We start from the raw sequence: 15,074 nt of genomic DNA on the forward strand, positions 1-15,074 counted from the left end.
CCGGACGCAGAACGCCGCCGCCCGCCCGGGAAGGGCGGACGGCGGCGGTGTCAGCGTCGGGAGCGGGGCGTCAGATCGCCGAACCCGCCTTCCACTGGGCCCAGTCCATGTTCCAGCCGTTGAGGCCGTTGTCCGGGGCGATGGTCTTGTCGCCGGTGTTCTGGACGACGACGACGTCACCGACGAGGGAGTTGTCGTAGAACCAGGCGCCCGGGGTGTTCGGGTCGTCGGCGCCCTTGACGTCGGCGAGGCCGACACAGCCGTGGCTGGTGTTGGCGTTGCCGAAGATGGACTTGGCGCCCCAGTAGTTGCCGTGGATGAAGGTGCCGGAGGTGCTCAGGCGCATGGCGTGGGGGACGTCCTTGATGTCGTACTCGCCCTCGCCGTCGTCGTCGGTGAAGCCGACCGTGGCGCCGTTCATCCGGGTCTCCTTGAACTTCTCGGAGATCACCATCTGACCTTCGTAGGTCTTGTTCTCGGGGGAGCCGGCGGAGATCGGGATGGTCTTGACGGTCTTGCCGTCCTGCGTGACCTTCATCTGCTTGGTCTTCGCGTCGACGTAGGAGACCTGGTTGCGCCCGATCTTGAAGGTGACCGTCTTCTGCTGGACGCCGTAGACGCCGTCGGCGCCCTCGACGCCGTCCAGCGCGAGCTTGAGGGTGACGGTCGAGCCCTCCTGCCAGTAGTTCTCGGGGCGGCAGTCCATGCGCTGGGTGTTGAACCAGTGGCAGGCGACCTCCTGGCCGCTGCTGGAGCTGACCGTGATGCCCCTCTGGACGGCGGCCTTGTCGGTGATCTGCTTGTCGAAGTTGATCGACACGGGCATGCCGACGCCGACCGTGGTGCCGTCGTCCGGCGTGAAGGTGCCGATGAAGCTGTTGGCCGGCGAGACGGTGGTGAACGAGGCGTTCTCGTGGGCGGCGCGGCCCTCGGAGTCCGTGGCGGTCGCCGTCACCTTGTAGGTGGTGGCGCGCTCCAGCTGGCCGCTGGGCTTCCAGCTCGTCTTGTCGGCGGATATCTCGCCGCTGACCTCCGTGCCGTCGGAGGTGGTCATCTTCACCTCCGTGAGCGTGCCCTTGCTCACGGTCACCGCGGCGGAGTTGTTGATGGAGGCGTTGGCGGAGCCGTCCTTGGGGGTGATCTTGATCTGGGCCTCGGAGCTCTTCTCGGCCGCGGCCTTGTCCACCGTGGACTGCGATGCGTCGTTGCCCCCGCCGGAGGCGTCGTCGTCACCGCCGCCGGAACAGGCCGAGAGCACCAGCACACCGCCGAGCAGTGCGGACGCGGCCATCAGACCCCTGCGCCGCTTACCGTCCGTCATCACACGCTTCTCCATCGTTACCGATTCCCGAAACCCCAAGATCCCCCGTCAAGACTTTCAACGCTACGACCGGTTCGTCCCGTTCCCCAGGCCCCCGAGGTGTGGGACACACCACGTCCGCCGCGGGTGCGGCCGGGGGCGCGCTGTCCGGTCGGCGCGCCGGGTGAGACGACGAAACCCCGGGCGGCGGTTGCCGCCCGGGGTCACGAGTTCCCCGAGAACGCGTCAGCGGGCCGCCCGTACCCCGCCGCCGCCGTCGCCGGGGCCCTCCTCGTCGCCGGCGTCGCCGTCACCGTCGTCGCCGTAGCCGTCGTCGTCCTCGTCGAGGTCCCAGTCCGGCGCGTCCGGGTCGTAGTCGATCTGCTCGCTGCTCCAGGAGGCCTGCTGGAGTTCGACCCCGGGCACCTCGCCGACCAGGTCGAACGGGTCGACGAGATGGGCGAGGGCCTCGGCGGTGTCCTCCGTCACAGCGCTCTCGGCGTGCGCCCGCTCCGCCTCGGGCATCTCCCCCGCGCCGGACTGGTCGGCGATCCGCTGCAACGCGGCACCGGTGACCGTCTCGTCGTCGACGACCTCGAGGACCAGCTCGACGCGAAGGCGGACATAACGTGATGTCTCAGGAGTGCTCATGCCCGGAGAGTACGGCGGCGGGCTCCCGTGACTTTCCTGTGACCCGCGCCTTTCACTAACATCGCCCCACACGGCCAATTCGCCAGCGCCACAAGGGGATCGATATTCCGTGTCATCCGCTCGCCGCCCGTTGCTGACCGCCGCCGCCGCGGGGTCCCTGCTGTGCGCCCTGTGGTTCGTCCCGTCCGCGAACGCCTCCTCGGACCGCCCCGCGGGCGACGCCCCGTCGACCAGCCCGTCCGGCACCGCGTCCCCGCAGGTCACCGAGCAGGCCAGGGCCGCGTCCACCGGCACCGCGGACACCGGCGCACCGGCCGCCGGGGCCGAGGTCACCCTGGCCGACACCGGCAGCTTCGACAGCACGCCGTACGTCGTCGGCGGCACGGCGTTCCTCACGCTCGGTGCCGGCTTCGTGGTGTATTCGGTGCGCCGCGAACGCCTCGATCTCTGATCTTCGTGATGTTCCCGACCGGGACGTGACGCGCTTTCGGGGCCGGCGCACCCGACGGGTGGCCGGCTCCGCACTCCGCCCGGGTCCCGCCTAGCGCAGCGGCCCGGTGACCGACTCCGCCGCCGCGACCAGCCGGCCGTCCCGGACGAACGCCTCCGCCGCGGCCAGGTCCGGCGCCAGATACCGGTCGGGGCCCGGCCCCTGAACGCCCGCCTCGCGTACGGCGTCGATGACCGCCCGGGTCGCGGGGGCCGGGGTGAGACCCTCGCGGAGCTGGACGGCGCGGGCGGCCGCGTACAGCTCGACGGCGATGATCCGGGTGAGGTTGTCCACGGCGGTGCGCAGCTTGCGCGCGGCCGACCAGCCCATGGACACGTGGTCCTCCTGCATCGCGGAGGACGGGATGGAGTCCGCCGACGCCGGGACGGCCAGCCGCTTCAACTCGCTGACCAGGGCGGCCTGCGTGTACTGAGCGATCATCAGGCCGGAGTCCACGCCGGCGTCGTCGGCGAGGAACGGCGGCAGCCCGTGGCTGCGGTTCTTGTCCAGGAGCCGGTCGGTGCGCCGCTCGGCGATGGAGCCGAGGTCGGCGACCGCGACGGCGAGGAAGTCGAGGACGTAGGCGACGGGGGCGCCGTGGAAGTTGCCGTTGGACTCCACCCGTCCGTCGGGGAGGACCACCGGGTTGTCCACCGCCGACGCCAGTTCCCGCTCGGCGACCAGCCGGGCGTGGGCCATGGTGTCCCGGCCGGCGCCGGCCACCTGCGGGGCGCAGCGCACCGAGTAGGCGTCCTGGACGCGGGGGGCGTCGTCCTGGTGATGGCCCGTCAGCCCCGAGCCCTTCAGCACGGCGAGCATGTTGGCGGCGCTGGCGGCCTGCCCGGGGTGCGGGCGGATGGCGTGCAGCTCGGGGGCGAGGACCTTGTCGGTGCCGAGCAGCGCCTCCAGGGTGAGGGCGGCGGTGACGTCGGCGGACTTGTAGAGGGTGTCCAGGTCGGCCAGGGCCATGACCAGCATGCCGAGCATGCCGTCGGTGCCGTTGAGGAGGGCCAGGCCTTCCTTCTCGCGCAGTTCGACGGGCGCGATGCCGTGCTCGGCGAGGAGGTCGGCGGCCGGGCGCACGGTGCCGTCCGGGCCCTCTGCCTCGCCCTCGCCCATCAGCGCCAGGGCGCAGTGGGACAGCGGGGCGAGGTCGCCGGAGCAGCCGAGCGAGCCGTACTCGTGGACGACCGGGGTGATCCCGGCGTTGAGGAGGTCCGCCATGGACTGGGCGACCTCGGGGCGGACGCCGGTGCGGCCGGAGCAGACGGTCTTCAGACGCAGGAACATCAGGGCGCGGACGACCTCCCGCTCGACGCGCGGCCCCATGCCTGCGGCGTGCGAGCGGACGATGTTGCGCTGCAACCGGGCGCGGAGTTCGGGGCTGATGTGCCGGGTCGCCAGGGCGCCGAAGCCGGTGCTGACGCCGTACACGGGGTCGGGCTTGGCGGCCAGCGCGTCCACGATCTCGCGGGCCGCGGCCAGCGCCGCCACCGCGTCCTCGGACAGTTCGACCCGGGCGCCGCCGCGCGCCACGGCGAGGACGTCGGACACGGTGACCCCGGCTGTCCCCACCACCACAGTGTGCATATCCATATTCAGGAGCGTACGCAGTGAATTCGATGATGTCACTACTGATGTCACTGCTGGGGAGCCGGGGCGCCCCTTACCGCCGCCGGCGTCCGCGTGGCCGGCGCCGGCGCTACGGCGCGTGCCGCCCCCGGAACCGGCGCCGCTCGCCGTTCTCCTCGCGGGACGGCTGGTCGGCGAGGCGTACGACGGGATCGTCGGGGCCCTCGCGGCCGGCGACGACCGGACGGGCCGACCGCTCGGCCTTGGCCCGGTACTGGGCGGCGTCGGCGAGCCGGAACAGCCGGCGCGCGGAGCGGACCGGGCCGACCGGGTCCTCCGTGGACGCCACCCCGCAGGCCACCCCGTCGCCGAGCTCCAGCTCACCGGCCCGGCGGCACAGCTCGTCGGCCGCCTTCACCACGGCGTCGGCGGGCGGGCCCACCGCGAGCAGGCAGAACTCGTCGCCGCCGAGGCGGGCCACGAGCGCCCCCGGCACCATCGCCCCGCACACCGACAGCACCGAGCCGAAACGCTCCAGCAGCCGGTCGCCGACGGCGTGCCCGTGGGTGTCGTTGACCCGCTTGAGCCCGTTGAGGTCGCAGACGACGAGGCTGACGGCGACGCCCTCCCGGCGGTGCCGCTCCACGGCCTCGTCCAGGTGGGCGTCCACGGCACGGCGGTTGGCGAGACCGGTGAGCGCGTCGGTGTACGCCAGCCGCCGGGCCTCCTCCAGCCGCTCGGTCTGCGCGATACCGGCGGCCACGACGGAGGCCAGGACGGTGGCGAAGTCGGCGTCGGCCCGCTCGAAGACGGGCTCGCCCACCCGGCGGGCCACGTACAGCTCGCCCCAGGCGCGCCCGTGCAGCACGATCGGCGCGACGACGCAGCAGCCGCGTCCGCGCCGGCGCAGGGCGGCGACGCGCTGGTGCACGTAGCCGGGACGGCCGGCCGCCGGGCCCTCGGCGGTCTCCACCCAGGCGCCGGGCTCACCGCCGCCGGCCCAGCGCTCGTGCAGGAACTCGGTGATCTCCGCGAACTGGTGCACCGGGTAGGACTCGTCCTCCGGGAACTCCTCCTCGTCCGGCGCCCGCTCCCCCACGTTCACCAGGACGCGGAGGCGGCCCAGCTCCCGCTCCCACACCGACAGGGCGGCGAAGCTGCCGTCCAGCGCCCGGCATCCGCCCAGGGCCGCGGCGCGCCAGGCGTCGCGCAAGCTGTGCGCCGCGGCCATGCCCTGCGCCAGCGCCACGACGGCCGCGAGGTGTCTGTCCTCACCCATCTCACCAGGCTAGGGATGTTTCGGGCTAATGGGGACATTGGTCGGGGCGAACGGGGTGGGAAACGGGGGTGGGAGCGGATCGGGTCTGCCGGCCTCCTCGACCACGGTGCGGTGGGCTGCGCCCGCAGCCCCGGCCCCCTCGGGCGCGCGTGCGCGGGGTGCGCGTCCCTGGGGCTGCGCCCCCAGACCCCGCTTCGGCATGAACGGCCTCGTCCTCACACGCCGGACGGGCTGATGGGGCTCCGGTCGGCATGCACGGTCCCCCTCCGGAGCCGGCCCGGCCGGACGGGCCCGTAGGGACCGACGGGGCCGGTCACTCCCCCGGCCACTGAGGCTTCCGCTTCTCGTTGAACGCCGCCACGCCCTCCGCCCGGTCCCCCGAGAACGCCACGGCCCGCCAGGCCGCGTCCTCGACCTCCAGACCGGCCCGGAGGTCGAGCCCCTGCCCCAGCCGCAGCGCCCGCTTGGCCGCGCGCAGCCCCACCGGGGAGTGGGCGGCGATCCGGGAGGCCAGCGCCAGCGCCTCCTCGCGGTCCCGGCCCTCGTCCACCAACTGGTCGACGATGCCCAGCTCACGGGCCTCGGAGGCCTCGACCCGCCGCGCGGTGAAGACCAGCTCGGCGGCGCGGGCCGCGCCCACCCGCCGGGGCAGCAGCTGCGTGCCGCCGCCCCCGGGGATCACCCCCACGGACACCTCGGGCAGCCCCACCACCGCCGTACGGTCGGCCACGATCACATCGCAGGACAGCGCCAGCTCGAACCCGCCGCCCAGCGCGAACCCGTGCACGGCCGCGACCGTCGGCATCGGCAGCTCCAGCACCGCGGTGTAGGCCGCGCGCGTCACCGGCCGCTGCCGCAGCAGGTCGGCGTCGCTGAAGGAGTTCCGCTCCTTGAGGTCGGCCCCGACGCAGAACGCGCGCCCGTGGGTCGAGGTCAGCACCACCGCCCGTACGCTCCGGTCCGCGGCCAGCGCCGCACAGGCCGCCGTGACGGACTCGGCCATGGCGGTCGAGACGGCGTTCATGGCCTTCGGCCGGTCGAGGGCGAGCTCCGCGACATGCCCGTCCCCGTGCCGCCGCACCAGGACGAACTCTCCGAACCGCTCCTCGCTCATGACACCCTCCGGGTTAACGCGGGTTAACAACTGGACGGCCCGATCATCGCAGGCGACCCGACGCGGGAAAAGCCCCGCTGCGCGGGGCACGCGCGGCACCGGCGGGCGACGGCCCGGAGATGCGGCGCCCGCCCGCCGGCGCGGACCGCCGGATCACCCCCCGGCCACCCGTTCGAGTGACATCCCGCCGACCGGCCCGCGCCGGCCCGGCCCAGCGCATAGCGTGCGGCCCACCACGGCGCACGGGGGACATGTGCGCACCGGGGAGGGACCATGACCACGAACGACCCGCCGGGCGGGCCCCAGCGGCTCTGGGGGCCGAGGGGACGGCACCGCCGGCCCCGTCCGAGCAAGGTGCTGCTCGCCGCCGGCGGTCTCACCCTGGCGGCCGGCGCCCTGAGCCTCGTACGGCTGACGCCCGAACCGGGCGCGGGCGGCTTCGACGCGGCCGAGGCCCGGCCCCGGGCGACCGGCTCCGCCACGGAGCGGACGGCCACCGCCGGCAGCCCGGCCCCCGGTCCCGCGCCGAGCCCGTCGGCCACCACGATCCTGGGCGCCCGCAGCGCGCCGACGGCCGATGGATCGGCCGAGCCCGCGCAGAGCCTTGCCGTGCCGCCGGCCTGGTCCGACCCCGCCGCCCGCACCCCGGGGACGTCCGTCCCGCAGGCCCCGAACACCCCTGCCGCCCCGGACACACCGGGCCCGCCCGGAACCCGCCCGGCACCCGACGGCACCCCGCCCCCGCCGGCCACGTCCCGGCCCGCTCCGCCGCGGACCGAGCGTCCGGCGCCGCCGCCCGGCCGCGACAAACCCCCACCGGCCCGTGACCCGGCCCCCGAGCCCGAGCCCGAGCCGGACGACCCGGGCCTGTGCCTGCCGGTCATCGGGTTGTGCGTGGACCTGCCGGACTGACCGGGCCGCCGGCCGGCCACGGAGGGACGCGGCCTACGGCTTCTCGCCCCGCCGGGTCAGCAGCCACGGCTCGACCACGCCCAGGCCACGCACCGGGCGCTGCCACATCGGCTGGAGCGCGAAGCGGTACGCCGGAGGCTCCTCGCCCTCCTTCTCCGCCGCCGCGGCCTCCTCCGCCGCCTGCGCCTCGGAGGCGGGGGCGTCGCCGGTGCGGACCAGCTCCTCGGCGAACGCCGAGTCGACGAGCACGGCGTCGCGCGGCGCTATCGAGGTCAGCCGCGAGGCCAGGTTGACGGTGCTGCCGAAGACGTCGCCCATCCGGGTGGTCACGGTCCCGAACGCCATGCCGACCCGCAGCTCCGGCATCGTCTCGTCGCCCGCCAGGGTCTCGATGAGCCGCAGGGCGATCTCCGCGGCCGTCCCCGCGTCGTCGGCGGCGTAGAGCACCTCGTCGCCGAGGGTCTTGATCAGCCGGCCGCCGCGCGCGGCCACCAGGTCGGCGGCGGTGGTCTCGAAGGCCTCGACCAGCTCGCCGAGTTCCTCCTCCTCCATCCGGCGGGTCAGCCGGGTGAACCCGACCAGGTCGGCGAAGCCGACCGCGAGCCGCCGGTCGACCATCTCCTCGTCGTCGGCGGCCTGGACGACCCGGCCGGTGGCGGCGGCGAGCTGACGCCGCCAGACGTAGACGAGGAACTCCTCCAGCTCCGGCAGCAACAGCTCGACCAGCGGATACGTCACCTCGGTGCGGGTCATGCCCGGCTCCGGGGGCTCGGTCAGGCCCTCCAGGAAGGAGTCGATCTGCCACTCGGCCAGCCGGGCCGTGGTCTGGCCGGTGGAGCGGGCCACCTGGACCGCCATGGCCTCGCTCAGCAGCCCGGCCTCGACCAGACCGGACAGCCGCCGCAGCGCCAGGACGTCCGCCTCGGTGAGCGCCTTGGCCTGGCCGATGTCCGCGAAGCCCATCGCCCGCCAGAAACGGGTGGCCAGCTCCACCGAGACACCGGCGCTGCGCGCGGCCTGGAAGGGGGTGTAGCGGCGCTCGGCGCCGAGGATGAGCTGTTCGAGGCGGATGGCGAGGGGGTTGTCCTCCCCCGAGTCGTCGGCGTGGGAGTCCCCTCGGTCCGGCAAGTTCCCCTGGCCCGCCGAGTCCCCCTGATCCGGCAAGTCCCCCTGGTCCGGGGAGTCCCCTTGTTCGGGCGGTGGGGACAGCGGGGGTGGGTCCACCCGGCCGTCTCCGTCCGCGCCGGAGCCCGTGTCGTCGACGGTCACGCCTGTTGCCCTTCCGATCTGCCGCGGTCAGGTATCGACCGGCCCCAACTTTACGTCAGCTGTGGGCCAGCTCACTCCTCGTAGCCCGCGGGCGGCCGCGCCTCCCCGCGTACCGGAACACCGGACGGGCGCACCGCGGCCGTCCCGGCCGGCGCGCGACCGCACCGCTCAGGCCGGCCGCAGATGCACGATGTCCCCGGCCCCCACCGGCTCCTGCACCCCCGTCTCGGTCGCCAGCACCAGTCGCCCGTCCCCGTCCACGGCCACCGCCTCGCCGACCACCGACCTCTCGCCCGGCAGCTCCGCGCGGACCACCCGCCCGAGGGTCGCGCACCCGGCGGCGTACGTCTCCTGAAGCCCGCAGGCGCCCGGGTCGCCCCCGGCCGACCGCCACCGCCCGTACCAGTCCTCCAGGGCCCGCAGCACCCCGCGCAGCAGCGGGTCGCGGTCGGTGCTCACCGCCCCGGCCAGCGCCAGCGACCCGGCCTGCGGCACCGGCAGCTCGTCGGACCGCAGGCTGACGTTGACGCCGACGCCGATGACCACGCCGTCCTCGCCCGCCCGCTCCAGGAGGATGCCGCCGGCCTTGCGCTCCTCGCCGCCGACGGTGACGAGCAGGTCGTTGGGCCACTTCAGGGCGGTGTCGACGCCGGCGGTGCGGGACAGGCCGGTGGCCACCGCGACGCCGGTGAGCAGCGGCAGCCAGCCCCAGCGGGGCACCGGCACCTCGCGCGGCTTCAGGAGCACGGAGAAGAACAGGCCGGAGCGGGCCGGGGCAGTCCACTGCCGGTCCAGGCGTCCGCGGGCGGCGCTCTGCTCCTCGGCGACCAGGACGGACCCCTCGTCCGCCGTGCCCGCGGCGGCGCGGGCCACCAGGTCGGAGTTGGTCGAGCCGGTGCGCTGCACCACGTCCACCTGTCGCCACAGCCCTCCCTCACGCGCCAGGCCCCGGTGCAGGGCGGTGGCGTTGAGGGGCGGGCGGTCGAGGTCGGACCACCGGCTGCTGCTGTCGTCTGAGGCATCTCGCGGCGTCATGCAAGCCACCCTAGGTGTGGGAAAGACCGCACTGCCGATCGGAAGGCCCCCTACTACTCTACGAATGAGTAACCGTCCCCCCCTTTTGAGCAGGCAGGGAGCCGCATCCCGATGTCCGAGCCGGAAGAGCAGCAGCCTGACATTCACACGACCGCGGGGAAGCTCGCGGATCTCGAGCGCCGTATCCAGGAGGCTACGCACGCCGGTTCGGCACGCGCGGTGGAGAAGCAGCACGCCAAGGGCAAGCTGACGGCCCGTGAGCGCATCGAGCTGCTCCTGGACGAGGGCTCCTTCGTGGAGCTGGACGAGTTCGCCCGGCACCGCTCCACCAACTTCAGCCTGGACGCCAACCGGCCCTACGGGGACGGCGTGGTCACCGGCTACGGCACCGTCGACGGCCGCCCGGTCGCCGTCTTCTCCCAGGACTTCACCGTCTTCGGCGGGGCCCTGGGCGAGGTCTACGGCCAGAAGATCGTCAAGGTGATGGACTTCGCGCTGAAGACCGGCTGCCCGGTCATCGGCATCAACGACTCCGGCGGCGCCCGCATCCAGGAGGGTGTGGCGTCCCTCGGCGCCTACGGCGAGATCTTCCGCCGCAACACCCACGCCTCCGGTGTCATCCCGCAGATCTCCCTGGTGGTCGGCCCGTGCGCGGGCGGCGCGGTCTACTCCCCCGCCATCACCGACTTCACGATCATGGTCGACCAGACCAGCCACATGTTCATCACCGGCCCCGACGTCATCAAGACCGTCACCGGCGAGGACGTCGGCTTCGAGGAGCTGGGCGGCGCCCGCACCCACAACACCGCCTCCGGCGTCGCCCACCACATGGCCGGCGACGAGAAGGACGCCATCGAGTACGTCAAGCAGCTCCTGAGCTACCTGCCCTCGAACAACCTCTCGGAGCCGCCCGCCTTCCCCGAGGAGGCGGACCTGACGGTCACCGACGAGGACCGCGAGCTGGACGTCCTGGTCCCGGACTCGGCGAACCAGCCCTACGACATGCACACCGTCATCGAGCACGTCCTCGACGACGCCGAGTTCTTCGAGACCCAGCCGATGTTCGCGCCGAACATCCTCACCGGCTTCGGCCGCGTCGAAGGCGCGCCCGTCGGCATCGTCGCCAACCAGCCCATGCAGTTCGCCGGCTGCCTGGACATCACCGCCTCCGAGAAGGCCGCCCGCTTCGTGCGCACCTGCGACGCCTTCAACGTCCCGGTGATCACCTTCGTGGACGTCCCCGGCTTCCTGCCCGGCGTCGACCAGGAGCACGACGGCATCATCCGCCGCGGCGCCAAGCTGATCTACGCCTACGCCGAGGCCACCGTCCCGCTGATCACCGTCATCACCCGCAAGGCCTTCGGCGGCGCCTACGACGTCATGGGCTCCAAGCACCTGGGCGCCGACCTCAACCTGGCCTGGCCCACCGCCCAGATCGCCGTCATGGGCGCCCAGGGCGCCGTCAACATCCTGCACCGCCGCACCCTCGCCGAGGCCGAGGCGAACGGCGAGGACGTCGAGGCCGTCCGCGCCCGGCTGATCCAGGAGTACGAGGACACCCTCCTCAACCCCTACGTCGCCGCCGAACGCGGCTACGTCGACGCCGTGATCATGCCGTCCGACACCCGCCGCCACATCGTCCGCGGCCTGCGCCAGCTGCGCACCAAGCGGGAGTCCCTGCCCCCGAAGAAGCACGGCAACATCCCCCTGTAAGGAGCCGCTGTGACGATCAAGGTCGTACGGGGCAACCCCACCCCCGAGGAGCTGGCCGCCGCCCTGGCGGTGGTCAGGGCGCGCGCCGCGGCGGCGGCCGAACCGCCCGGCGCGCCCCGCCCGCGCGCCGCATGGTCCGACCCGTCCCGCATCGCCCGGGCCCACGTCCCCCACCCGGGCCCGGCCTCGTGGGCGCGCACCTATTGGCCGGCCTAGCAACAGCTGACTCAGGGGCGCGGGGAACCGCGCACAGCAGGACGGCACGGGGCGCCCATTTGAGTACGCCTACTCAGGCGCCCCACCCGGCCAGGCCCCACGCTGGTGGCATGCTGTGGTCCGACCCCGAGAACGAACCGCCCGAAGAACTGCGCGACACGCAGCACATGCTGCGGCGGCTGAGCGTTCTCCTGGCGCTGGCCATGGTGCTCGCGATGCTCGTGATCGGGGTGAGGTGAACCGGGCCCGCCCCGGTGGCTAACCTGACGGCATGACCGCACAGCGCCGCAGGCGACTCGTCCTCGCCTCCCAGTCCCCCGCCCGGCTCGGACTGCTGCGCCAGGCCGGCCTCGCCCCCGAGGTGATCGTGAGCGGCGTCGACGAGGACGCCGTCACCGCCCCCACCCCGGCGGAGCTGGCCCTGGCCCTGGCCGAGGCCAAGGCGTCCGTGGTGGCCGCCAGGCCGGAGGTCCAGGGCGCCCTGGTGATCGGCTGCGACTCGGTGCTCGACCTGGACGGCCGGGCCCTGGGCAAGCCCGCCGACGCCGAGGAGGCGACCGCCCGCTGGAAGGCGATGCGCGGCCGGGCCGGCACGCTCCAGACCGGCCACTGCGTCTACGACACCGCCTCCGGCCGCTACGCCTCGGCCACCGCCTCCACCGTCGTCCGCTTCGGCGAGCCGACCGACGAGGAGATCGCCGCCTACGTCGCCTCCGGCGAGCCCCTCCACGTCGCCGGGGCCTTCACCCTGGACGGCCGTTCGGCGCCGTTCATCGACGGCATCGACGGCGACCACGGCAATGTGATCGGCATCAGCCTGCCCCTGGTGCGGCGGCTGCTGGCCCAACTGGGCGTGGAGATCACCCAGTTGTGGGAGCCGGCGGGGGACTGACCGGGGAGGCGTCGTCCGCCGACCGGTCCCGGGGCTCCTCGGGGGTGTCGTGCGTCATCAGCAGCAGCACGACGAGCCCCAGGACCAGGACCATGAACAGGAAGGCGGGCCAGCCCACCAGCCCCCAGGTGAAGGCGCCGAGCAGCGCGTGCACCACGGCGGCGCTGATCAGCAGTACCCGGCCGAGCCCGGCGGGCCGCCGGCCGCGCAGCGCCACGAGCAGCGCGACGAGCCCGCACAGGGCGAAGTAGAGACCGAAGGCGACGCCGCCGATCTTCGAGGACACGGACATCACGTCCGGGTCGAGACCGGCCAGGGACATGCTCTGCCGGTCGACGACCACCCCGAGGAACCAGTTCAGCCCGGCGATGCCGAGCGCCTCGGCGAACAGGACGACCGCCACGATCCACGCCACCGGTCTGCGCACCACCGGACCCCACCCGCTTTCGAGCACACTTCTGGTTACCCCGAGTACGTTCGTTACGCCGCGAACGCTACTAACGGGTAAACCTCGGGACAAGGGTTCCGCCAGGGGCAAAGAATCATTGGGCCATTCGTAGGGACTCCACAAAGAAACCGAGTGGGCCGCAGCACGCTCTCACAGAGACCTTGACCACATCGCCGGGCTAGGGTTTCCGGGAGGAGTCCTGCGTACCACGGTGCGACAAGGGATTTCGCGGGTCGAGCGAGCCTCGAATCACGCTCCGTGTGGGCAAGCTCACCATTGGGGACGGGTCGAAGTGCCGTGTCGGCAGTCCCTAAACTCGGCTTGTTTCAAGGAGGGAGCCTCAATCGTGCGCAAGGTGCTCATCGCCAACCGTGGCGAAATCGCTGTCCGCGTGGCCCGGGCCTGCCGGGATGCCGGGATCGCGAGCGTGGCCGTCTACGCGGACCCGGACCGGGACGCTCTGCATGTCCGCGCCGCGGATGAGGCGTTCGCCCTGGGCGGTGACACTCCGGCCACCAGCTATCTGGTCATCGACAAGATCCTGGCCGCCGCACGGGAGTCCGGCGCGGACGCGGTTCACCCGGGCTACGGCTTCCTCTCCGAGAACGCCGAGTTCGCCCAGGCGGTCCTGGACGCCGGGCTGATCTGGATCGGCCCGCCCCCGCAGGCCATCCGCGACCTGGGTGACAAGGTCGCCGCCCGGCACATCGCCCAGCGCGCCGGGGCTCCCCTGGTCGCCGGCACCCCCGACCCGGTCTCCGGTTCGGAGGAGGTCGTCGCCTTCGCCGAGGAGCACGGCCTGCCCATCGCCATCAAGGCCGCCTTCGGCGGCGGCGGACGCGGTCTGAAGGTCGCCCGGACCCTCGAAGAGGTCCCCGAGCTGTACGACTCCGCCGTCCGCGAGGCCGTGGCCGCCTTCGGCCGCGGCGAGTGCTTCGTCGAGCGCTACCTCGACAAGCCCCGCCACGTGGAGACCCAGTGCCTGGCCGACAAGCACGGCAACGTGGTCGTCGTCTCCACCCGTGACTGCTCCCTCCAGCGCCGCCACCAGAAGCTGGTCGAGGAGGCCCCGGCGCCGTTCCTGTCCGAGGAGCAGGTCGCCGAGCTGTACCGCGCCTCCAAGGCCATCCTGAAGGAGGCCGGCTACGTCGGCGCGGGCACCGTGGAGTTCCTCGTCGGCAACGACGGCACCATCTCCTTCCTCGAGGTCAACACCCGCCTCCAGGTCGAGCACCCGGTCACCGAGGAGGTCGCCGGCATCGACCTGGTCCGCGAGATGTTCCGCATCGCCGACGGCGAGGAGCTCGGCTACGACGACCCGGTCCTGCGCGGCCACTCCTTCGAGTTCCGCATCAACGGCGAGGACCCCGGCCGCAACTTCCTGCCCGCGCCCGGCACGGTCACCCGGTTCGACCCGCCGGCCGGCCCCGGTGTCCGCCTGGACGCCGGCGTGGAGTCCGGCAGCGTCATCGGCCCCGCCTGGGACTCCCTGCTCGCCAAGCTGATCGTCACCGGCCGCACCCGCAAGGAGGCCCTCCAGCGCGCCGCCCGCGCCCTGGAGGAGTTCCAGGTGGAGGGCATGGCCACCGCCATCCCGTTCCACCGCGCGGTCGTGCGCGACCCGGCCTTCGCGCCCGAGCTGACCGGCTCCACCGACCCGTTCACGGTCCACACCCGCTGGATCGAGACCGAGTTCGTCAACGAGATCAAGCCCTTCGCCGCCCCGGCCGACGCCGAGGCCGACGAGGACGCCGGCCGTGAGACCGTCGTCGTCGAGGTCGGCGGCAAGCGCCTGGAGGTCTCCCTGCCGGCCTCGCTCGGCATGTCGCTGGCCCGCACCGGTCTCGCCGCCGGCGCCAAGCCCAAGCGCCGGGCCGCGAAGAAGTCCGGCCCCGCCTCCTCCGGCGACACCCTCGCCTCCCCGATGCAGGGCACCATCGTCAAGGTCGCCGTGGAGGAAGGCCAGGAGGTCAAGGAGGGCGACCTGGTCGTCGTCCTGGAGGCGATGAAGATGGAGCAGCCCCTCAACGCGCACAAGTCCGGCACCATCAAGGGCCTGTCCGCCGATATCGGCGCCTCCATCACGTCCGGCGCCGCGATCTGCGAGATCAAGGACTGAGTCTCGTACGACGTTCCCCGTGCCCACCTGAAGGGGCGCGGGGAACTGCGCGACCAGCCACCCA

General features: G+C 73.2%; 15 protein-coding genes. 7 read left to right on the forward strand and 8 right to left on the reverse strand.

The annotated features are described in order from the left end of the window. Nucleotides 1–70: 70 nt before the first annotated feature. Complete coding sequence (locus tag ACZ45Q_RS01955) at nt 71–1,321, reverse strand: L,D-transpeptidase (protein ID WP_468253832.1); 1,251 nt, start codon at nt 1,319–1,321, stop codon at nt 71–73. A 225-nt stretch (nt 1,322–1,546) separates the two neighbouring features. After that, entirely contained in the window at nt 1,547–1,951 is a 405-nt protein-coding gene (locus ACZ45Q_RS01960) for a hypothetical protein (RefSeq protein WP_468253833.1), read from the reverse strand. Between the two features lie 109 nt (nt 1,952–2,060). Between ACZ45Q_RS01960 and ACZ45Q_RS01965 the strand changes: the two genes are divergently transcribed. Then, nucleotides 2,061–2,402: a hypothetical protein gene (locus tag ACZ45Q_RS01965; protein ID WP_468253834.1), complete on the forward strand. Its 342-nt coding sequence runs from the start codon at nt 2,061–2,063 to the stop codon at nt 2,400–2,402. Between the two features lie 90 nt (nt 2,403–2,492). Here the strand turns inward: ACZ45Q_RS01965 and hutH are convergent, their stop codons facing one another. The 3 genes from hutH to ACZ45Q_RS01980 form a co-directional block, all read right to left on the reverse strand. Then, on the reverse strand, nt 2,493–4,031 hold the full coding sequence (gene hutH / locus ACZ45Q_RS01970; RefSeq protein ID WP_468254307.1) for a histidine ammonia-lyase: 1,539 nt from the start codon (nt 4,029–4,031) through the stop codon (nt 2,493–2,495). A 112-nt stretch (nt 4,032–4,143) separates the two neighbouring features. Continuing rightward, nucleotides 4,144–5,292, reverse strand: coding sequence for a GGDEF domain-containing protein (locus tag ACZ45Q_RS01975; protein ID WP_468253835.1), 1,149 nt, complete (start codon nt 5,290–5,292; stop codon nt 4,144–4,146). A gap of 313 nt (nt 5,293–5,605) precedes the next feature. Beyond that, a complete protein-coding gene (locus ACZ45Q_RS01980) occupies nt 5,606–6,406 on the reverse strand; it encodes an enoyl-CoA hydratase/isomerase family protein (protein WP_468253836.1) in 801 nt (266 codons plus the stop codon). Between the two features lie 273 nt (nt 6,407–6,679). On the opposite strand from ACZ45Q_RS01980, the gene ACZ45Q_RS01985 reads away from it, so the two are divergent. Further along, a complete protein-coding gene (locus ACZ45Q_RS01985) occupies nt 6,680–7,318 on the forward strand; it encodes a hypothetical protein (protein ID WP_468253837.1) in 639 nt (212 codons plus the stop codon). 33 nt (nt 7,319–7,351) lie between these two features. Here ACZ45Q_RS01985 and ACZ45Q_RS01990 read toward each other — a convergent pair whose 3' ends face one another. Together ACZ45Q_RS01990 and ACZ45Q_RS01995 are read right to left on the reverse strand one after the other, a co-directional pair. Continuing rightward, complete coding sequence (locus tag ACZ45Q_RS01990) at nt 7,352–8,587, reverse strand: adenylate/guanylate cyclase domain-containing protein (protein ID WP_468253838.1); 1,236 nt, start codon at nt 8,585–8,587, stop codon at nt 7,352–7,354. 168 nt (nt 8,588–8,755) lie between these two features. After that, on the reverse strand, nt 8,756–9,622 hold the full coding sequence (locus ACZ45Q_RS01995; protein ID WP_468253839.1) for a biotin--[acetyl-CoA-carboxylase] ligase: 867 nt from the start codon (nt 9,620–9,622) through the stop codon (nt 8,756–8,758). Between the two features lie 111 nt (nt 9,623–9,733). Between ACZ45Q_RS01995 and ACZ45Q_RS02000 the strand changes: the two genes are divergently transcribed. The 4 genes from ACZ45Q_RS02000 (at nt 9,734) to ACZ45Q_RS02015 (ending at nt 12,443) form a co-directional block, all read left to right on the forward strand. Next, entirely contained in the window at nt 9,734–11,335 is a 1,602-nt protein-coding gene (locus ACZ45Q_RS02000; RefSeq protein WP_468253840.1) for an acyl-CoA carboxylase subunit beta, read from the forward strand. Between the two features lie 9 nt (nt 11,336–11,344). Next, nucleotides 11,345–11,551 carry an acyl-CoA carboxylase subunit epsilon gene (locus tag ACZ45Q_RS02005; RefSeq protein ID WP_468253841.1) on the forward strand — a complete coding sequence of 69 codons (207 nt, stop codon included), beginning with the start codon at nt 11,345–11,347 and terminating at the stop codon, nt 11,549–11,551. Between the two features lie 110 nt (nt 11,552–11,661). Beyond that, nucleotides 11,662–11,790 (forward strand): morphogenic membrane protein MmpB, encoded by a 129-nt coding sequence (gene mmpB / locus ACZ45Q_RS02010; protein WP_468253842.1) that lies wholly within the window; start codon nt 11,662–11,664, stop codon nt 11,788–11,790. A gap of 32 nt (nt 11,791–11,822) precedes the next feature. Continuing rightward, entirely contained in the window at nt 11,823–12,443 is a 621-nt protein-coding gene (locus tag ACZ45Q_RS02015; protein WP_468253843.1) for a Maf family protein, read from the forward strand. Here the strand turns inward: ACZ45Q_RS02015 and ACZ45Q_RS02020 are convergent. Then, entirely contained in the window at nt 12,412–12,873 is a 462-nt protein-coding gene (locus ACZ45Q_RS02020; RefSeq protein WP_468253844.1) for a hypothetical protein, read from the reverse strand. The two genes, ACZ45Q_RS02015 and ACZ45Q_RS02020, sit on opposite strands and share 32 nt — an antisense overlap. 364 nt (nt 12,874–13,237) lie before the next feature. Between ACZ45Q_RS02020 and ACZ45Q_RS02025 the strand changes: the two genes are divergently transcribed. Beyond that, entirely contained in the window at nt 13,238–15,010 is a 1,773-nt protein-coding gene (locus ACZ45Q_RS02025; protein WP_468253845.1) for an acetyl/propionyl/methylcrotonyl-CoA carboxylase subunit alpha, read from the forward strand. The last annotated feature ends 64 nt before the right edge of the window (nt 15,011–15,074 follow it).

The organism is Streptomyces sp. NPDC031049 (genome assembly GCF_055571015.1).

Coding starts and splice junctions, on each gene's coding strand:
- ACZ45Q_RS01955 (WP_468253832.1), bottom strand. CDS start 1,321: ATGACGGACGGTAAGCGGCGCAGGGGTCTGATGGCCGCGTCCGCACTG.
- ACZ45Q_RS01960 (WP_468253833.1), bottom strand. CDS start 1,951: ATGAGCACTCCTGAGACATCACGTTATGTCCGCCTTCGCGTCGAGCTG.
- hutH (WP_468254307.1), bottom strand. CDS start 4,031: ATGCACACTGTGGTGGTGGGGACAGCCGGGGTCACCGTGTCCGACGTC.
- ACZ45Q_RS01975 (WP_468253835.1), bottom strand. CDS start 5,292: ATGGGTGAGGACAGACACCTCGCGGCCGTCGTGGCGCTGGCGCAGGGC.
- ACZ45Q_RS01980 (WP_468253836.1), bottom strand. CDS start 6,406: ATGAGCGAGGAGCGGTTCGGAGAGTTCGTCCTGGTGCGGCGGCACGGG.
- ACZ45Q_RS01985 (WP_468253837.1), top strand. CDS start 6,680: ATGACCACGAACGACCCGCCGGGCGGGCCCCAGCGGCTCTGGGGGCCG.
- ACZ45Q_RS01995 (WP_468253839.1), bottom strand. CDS start 9,622: ATGACGCCGCGAGATGCCTCAGACGACAGCAGCAGCCGGTGGTCCGAC.
- ACZ45Q_RS02000 (WP_468253840.1), top strand. CDS start 9,734: ATGTCCGAGCCGGAAGAGCAGCAGCCTGACATTCACACGACCGCGGGG.
- mmpB (WP_468253842.1), top strand. CDS start 11,662: ATGCTGTGGTCCGACCCCGAGAACGAACCGCCCGAAGAACTGCGCGAC.
- ACZ45Q_RS02015 (WP_468253843.1), top strand. CDS start 11,823: ATGACCGCACAGCGCCGCAGGCGACTCGTCCTCGCCTCCCAGTCCCCC.